The following is a 6,060-nucleotide window of genomic DNA, read 5'->3' as shown; positions in this document are numbered from 1 at the left end:
CGAAGTCATGAAGTACGACAACAAATTATTGGAGAATATTCGGATCATATGACAACCAATACATACGTTTGGTACGAGAAAAATCGTAAAAATGCAGATGAGGTTCATTCGCATGACTATTTCCAATTGAATTATGTTGAAGAAGGTTACCAATATTTTTATATCGAACAAAAGATTTATTTAGTTCCTCAAAATCAAGTGATTTGGATTCCTGCAAATAAGCTACATCGTACAACTTCCGAGGCGAAAACGGTCAATCCAATGTTGATTTTATTTAAAGAAGTTTTTAAGGAAGATTTTTACAACGATATCCATGTTTTTGTTGCACCGCCGATTCTAAAGGAAATGATGTTATACGCTTCAAAATGGAATAAATTTTTGGTTGAAGAGGAGGAGCAAAAGATTTTCTTAAATTCGATGTTGTATAGTTTGCCTCATTTTTGCGATGAAAACCATAATCTAGAATTGCCAGTTCTTGTTGATAGACGTTTAATTCCTGTAAGTGAATATATTCATTCTCATTATACACAAATTTTAATCTAAATGAATTAGCAGATAAAGCGAATATGTCTGCTCGAAATTTGCAACGAATTTTCAAACAAGAAACAGGAATTACACTTCAAAAATATATGCAACTTGTCCGAATTCTAAGAAGTATTGAATTAATAGATACCAATAATTTTACATTGAGCGAAATCGCTTATAAAGTCGGTTACAAAAGTTTGTCTGCTTTTACAGCGTCTTATTTTGCTGTTACGAAAACAAAACCTAAACGAAAATAATTCGTTTTAATTTCGTTCAATTTTTACTTTCCTTAATTTAATTCTTTAACAATTAAATTGATTAATAATGTTTTAACATCTCATTCTTTTATCAGAATTAGAAGACGAAGCTCGATTTTTATCACTATTCAATAAATTAATTTAGAATAAATAAAAATAAATTAAAAAATTCGTTTACATTTGTCTTATTAATTATTAGACTAATTCTAAATAATAAAATTAAGGACAAATGAAGAGGCGCTTTTTTCTACTAAGCTTACTTACAACACTAATTCTACAGGCTCAAGAAATTAATTCGTTTCCAAAAGATTCGACGATTAATTTGGAACAAACCGTGATTTCTGGGCAATATAATGCGCAATCGGTCAAGAAATCTATTTACGAAGTAAAAGTGATTTCGCAAGAAATGATCGAGAGACAAGCAGGAAACACATTGGCAGATGTTTTAAATCAAACATTGAATATGAATATTATTCCGAGTTCTTCTACAGGAAAATCGACGGTGCAAATGTTTGGTTTGGATGCACAATATTTCAAAATTTTGGTGGACAATATTCCATTAGTTAACGACGAAGGTTTAGGGAATAATACCGATTTAACGCAGATTAACTTAGATGATATTCAACAAATAGAAATCGTAGAAGGTGCGATGGGAGTGGAATATGGAGCAAATTCTATTGCGGGAGTAATCAATATTATTACTAAAAAAGGAGGGAAGAATAAATTTGATATTTCTGCGACTTTGCAAGAGGAAACAATTGGAGATGAATACAATTGGAAAAATAAAGGAAGACATATACAATCCTTGAAAATCGGGCATAAATTTTCAGACAAAATCTACGCTAATTTAAGTTTTTCACGTAATGATTTTCAAGGATTTTTTGATGATAAAAAAGGAAAGAATTATCCTAATAATGACGGATTGAGAGGATACGAATGGTTGCCAAAAGAACAAAATGCAGCAAAGGCATTTGTTCAATATAAAAAAGACAATTATCGTTTGTTTTATAAATTCGAATATTTCAACGAAGAAACTAAGTATTACGATCCCAATCCAACTCTTGCACCGAATGCGCCAACTGCGACGGTAGATTATTTTGGAAAAGATAGAGTGTACACAACAGATCGTATTTACAATCACTTAAATGCTTCAGGACGATTTAGAAAAGCAATTAATTATGATGTTTCGTTTTCGTATCAAGAACAAAAAAGAAAATTGAAATCGAATAATTATGAAATTCTTGAAGGTGTTGAACATGATGTAAACAAATTCGAATATGAAAGTCGAAAAGTGTATTATTCGAAAGGGATGTTCAGCAATTTTATCAATAAAAATGATTATTTCGATTTTCAATTTGGTTATGAAATCGATCAAACAAAAGGTTTTGCTTCAACTTCGGCAGGAGAATTTTTCCAAAAACCTATAGAAAGAAAATTAGGAACGTATGATTTTTTTGCTTCTTCTGAAATTAATCTAAATGATAAACTTTCGTTTCGTCCAGGCGCTCGCGTGATGTTTTCGGAGCAATTTGATAAGCAGTATGTGATGAGTTTGAGTGCGAAATATCTATTTGGAAAACAATGGGAATTGCGCGCGATTGTTGGTACTTCACCACGTTTGCCAAATTATGAGGAAATGTATTCGTATTTCGTAGACGTCAATCATAATGTGCAAGGAAACGAAAATCTGAATCCAGAAAAAGGAGTTTCTGCTTTTGTTCACTTAAAAAAGAATTGGTATATCGGAGAAAATAATTCATTAGAGCAAAAAGTATCGTTGTGGAAAATTAATCTGAAAGATAAGATTGATTTGATTGTTGTCGAAGAATCTCCATTGAAATATCAATATCGTAATATTGATAATTACGATGTACAAGGTATTACGTATTTGAATCAATTCAAAGTCCATCAATTTTCGGGAGGAGTTGGTTTTACGTTGACAGGCATCAAGCAAGATATTGATGAAGCAGTTGCTGTAAATTCAGTTAAAAATAAATATTTCTATTCAACGCAAATCAATGCAAATGTTTCGTACACTTTGCCAAAAACCAATACAATTTTCTCACTTTTCTATAAATACAATGGAGCTCAAGAGCAATTTGTCTTGAAAAATAATCCGTCAAATACAAGTGAACAAATTTTAGTAAAAGGTAAACAAGAAGCTTTTAACTGGATAGATGCGTCAATAAGACAAAGTTTTTGGAACAAAAAACTTAGTTTAACAATTGGTGCAAGAAATCTTTTTGATGTAAAGTATTTGAACAGTTCATCTGGAAATGATGGTGCGCATAGCCAAGGTTCTACAAGTATTTTGTATGGATATGGACGTTCGTATTTTGCTAAACTTACCTTCAATTTAGGAATTAATTAATCAAAAAATCATGAAAAAAATATTTATATATATCCTATTGTTTAGTCTTTCTTTTTTGTGGTCATGTAATGATGAAAACAATCCAATTGGACAAGATTTTGTTGTTGCTTTTAAGGATGCAAGCATCGATTTTAGTAAGATTGATAATGAGAAAACAATAAATCTAATTTATTCTAAAGTTGCAGAACAAGATGGACAAATTCATATTAAAATAACCGAAGATAAAGCTACTTATAATGTTGATTATTCAACTTCTGTTGCAGTTACAAATCAAGAAATTATTATACCAATCAAAAAAGGTGAAACGTCAACAAGTTTTACGTTTAAGAATTTGATTTATCCATTTGATCGTTCTGATAAAACGATTCAGTTTGAAATTACAAAAATTGATTATCCATCAGCGATTATTCAAGGATATTCGTCAACAAAAATCTCTTTCGAAAATTCGATTGGAGGAACAATGGATGTGGAAATTGGCGGACCAAATGAGCAATATCAAGTTTATGTAGACTTAAGTAAAGGAACGCAAACAAAGGTAAAAAGAGATTCTTGGGATTTAGGGTTTTATAATGGAACAAATTTCCGCGTGATGTTAAATACTTCTATTTATATGGCGGTAAAAGCGTTGGACGAAACCGATTTGTCGAAAGTAACAAAAGCATCGGTTGGGAAATTAATCAACGAAGTTGCGGTAGGTACATTTACAGATTCGAACAAAGAATATGTTGACGATCCTGCTGGAGATATTTTGAAAACAGCGATTGGGGAAATTAAAGAGTCGGATAATCCAGTTTATTTACTGAATTTGGGTTACGAAGTGGGAACTTCAACGCCTGCGGTTGGTTCGGCAGCTGTTGCTGGAAATTCGCGCGGTTGGAAAAAAGTGAAATTCATCAAAAAAGACGAGCAATATGTGATGCAATATGCAGATTTGGATGATACGACTTACAAAGAAAAAGTAATTGCAAAAACGACAACGTACAATTTTGTTCACTTCAGTTTTACGACGAATGATCTTGTAAATGTTGAACCTTCAAAATTAGAATGGGATTTAAACTTTACAGTTTTTACTAATCTTATTACAGGAAATGGTTCGTATGGATATTCGGATTATGTGGTCAATAATTTGAAAGCGGGTGCAAAAGCCTATCGTGTAGATGTAACCAATGAAATTACCTACGAAAAATTTAATGAAACGATGATTGATGAAACAAAATTTTTAGACGATCAGCGTGCAATTGGTGATTCTTGGCGACAAGTTACTGCACCTCAAAAATTATTTTCGGATCGATTTTATATCATCAAAGATGCAGAAAATAATTATTACAAAATTAAAATGTTAGCTTTTCTGAATGCTTCTGGTGTGAGAGGTTATCCAAAATTTGAATATAAACTTATCAAATAAATTTATCATAAACATACTCATTATTAGTGGTTAGAATGCGTCAATCCGAGTCATACGGGTCAGAGTGTAATCTCTCGGATTGACTGTTCTAATTCTGATTAACAATTAAAAAATTATTATATCATGAAAAACAAATTTACACTTTTAGCATCAATCATTCTAACATCTGTTGTAATAAATGCTCAAACCATAAAAGGCGAAGTTACTATGGGTGCTGGTTATACAAATGATGTTTATTACGGATTGGCAGACCAATCGACGAATTCTGTAAATAGAAACGATTGGGAGATATCATTTTATCGAAAATCGAATATGTCTACAGGAATTAGAGTAAACGATGGCGCAGGGATAGAAGTTTACGAAGCGTCGAATGATGTCTCAAAATGGAATAGTATTGATGTTGCTAATTTATCTACGTGGACAGCTTTGTACAATTCGGACACAGATTGGCAAAAAGGCGCTTTCAATAATGGTTCTGCGACATATGGTTGGGGTAATTATAGTATTGCAAATCATTACGTAAATGGTTCAATCATTTTTGTATTGAAATATGCAACAGGAGAATATGTGAAATTGAAAATAGATAATTTTGCAGCTCCTTTAGGCGAATATAATTTTACGTATTCTAAATTGACAAATGGAACTTGGTCGGCTGATACAAAAGTAAATCTTGCGCATAAAACCAATCCAACAAATTTGTTCAATTATTATAGTTTATTGACTGATAAAGCAGTTACACCAGAGCCAGACCAAAGTAAATGGGATTTGAAATTTACAAAATATGTTACACCACTTACAACGAATGAGGGTGATGTTGTGATGTATACGGTAACGGGAGTTTTGCAAAGTGATTTGATCAAAGTGGCGAAAACAGAATCTGGAAATCCTACTGATGATATGGCTTATGTAGCAGATATTAATGCAGTTGGATATAATTGGAAAACCTTATCGGGTTGGTCTTATGTAGTGAATCCTACGAATCATTTTATCAAAAATACATCTACAAATCAGATTTATAAATTGGTTTTCAAAACGTTTGAAGGATCTTCTACAGGAAAAATAACATTCGATTACGAAAATGTAACAGCTAATTTAGGAACAACAGAATTAGCCAAAACGAAGTTTGATATTTATACCGCTTCTCAACCGAAAACAATTGGTTTGGTGTACAATTCGCAAGAAGCGAAATCGTCTCCATTAAATATTCAAATTTATGCGATAAATGGACAATTGGTGCATCAGGAAAGCTATCAACCAACTTCATCATTTACAAATAAAACAATACAATTAAGTAAACTTTCGGCTGGAATTTACATCGTAAAAATACAATCTGCCGATAAAGTTGAAACGAAAAAAATAGTTTTGAAATAAAGTTTTGAGTACTTTATTTGTCTCTTTGTGTGAGGTCGTCTGGAAAGACGACCTTTTTTATTAGAGTTGGATGTATATAACTTCGTAGGCATTCTTCCAAAGTAAGTCTGTTTATCCTTACCCGAGTCCTC

The 6,060-nt window shown here is 31.9% G+C and carries 5 protein-coding genes; all 5 read left to right on the top strand.

Annotated features, from left to right (window positions below; genetic code table 11):
- Positions 1-543, top strand: a 543-nt coding sequence (locus B3I31_RS13670) for an AraC family ligand binding domain-containing protein (protein ID WP_291047434.1), incomplete at its 5' end; no start/stop codon positions are given.
- Between the two features lie 23 nt (positions 544-566).
- A complete protein-coding gene (locus tag B3I31_RS13665; RefSeq protein WP_286496083.1) occupies positions 567-782 on the top strand; it encodes a helix-turn-helix domain-containing protein in 216 nt (71 codons plus the stop codon).
- Positions 783-1,011: 229 nt separating this feature from the next.
- Entirely contained in the window at positions 1,012-3,153 is a 2,142-nt protein-coding gene (locus B3I31_RS13660; protein ID WP_291088170.1) for a TonB-dependent receptor plug domain-containing protein, read from the top strand.
- A 10-nt stretch (positions 3,154-3,163) separates the two neighbouring features.
- Positions 3,164-4,558: an HmuY family protein gene (locus B3I31_RS13655; protein WP_219034426.1), complete on the top strand. Its 1,395-nt coding sequence runs from the start codon at positions 3,164-3,166 to the stop codon at positions 4,556-4,558.
- 123 nt (positions 4,559-4,681) lie between these two features.
- On the top strand, positions 4,682-5,929 hold the full coding sequence (locus tag B3I31_RS13650; RefSeq protein WP_286496081.1) for a T9SS type A sorting domain-containing protein: 1,248 nt from the start codon (positions 4,682-4,684) through the stop codon (positions 5,927-5,929).
- Positions 5,930-6,060: the final 131 nt, after the last annotated feature.

The sequence above is a fragment of the Empedobacter sp. UBA3475 genome (genome assembly GCF_002378465.1).
In the GTDB taxonomy this organism is placed as follows: domain Bacteria; phylum Bacteroidota; class Bacteroidia; order Flavobacteriales; family Weeksellaceae; genus Empedobacter; species Empedobacter falsenii_B.
This window is presented reverse-complemented; position numbering and strand designations above follow the sequence as displayed.

Bases quoted from the DNA above. Each gene is read 5' to 3' on its own strand.
- B3I31_RS13665 (WP_286496083.1), top strand. From the start codon at position 567: ATGTCTGCTCGAAATTTGCAACGAATTTTCAAACAAGAAACAGGAATT.
- B3I31_RS13660 (WP_291088170.1), top strand. From the start codon at position 1,012: ATGAAGAGGCGCTTTTTTCTACTAAGCTTACTTACAACACTAATTCTA.
- B3I31_RS13655 (WP_219034426.1), top strand. From the start codon at position 3,164: ATGAAAAAAATATTTATATATATCCTATTGTTTAGTCTTTCTTTTTTG.
- B3I31_RS13650 (WP_286496081.1), top strand. From the start codon at position 4,682: ATGAAAAACAAATTTACACTTTTAGCATCAATCATTCTAACATCTGTT.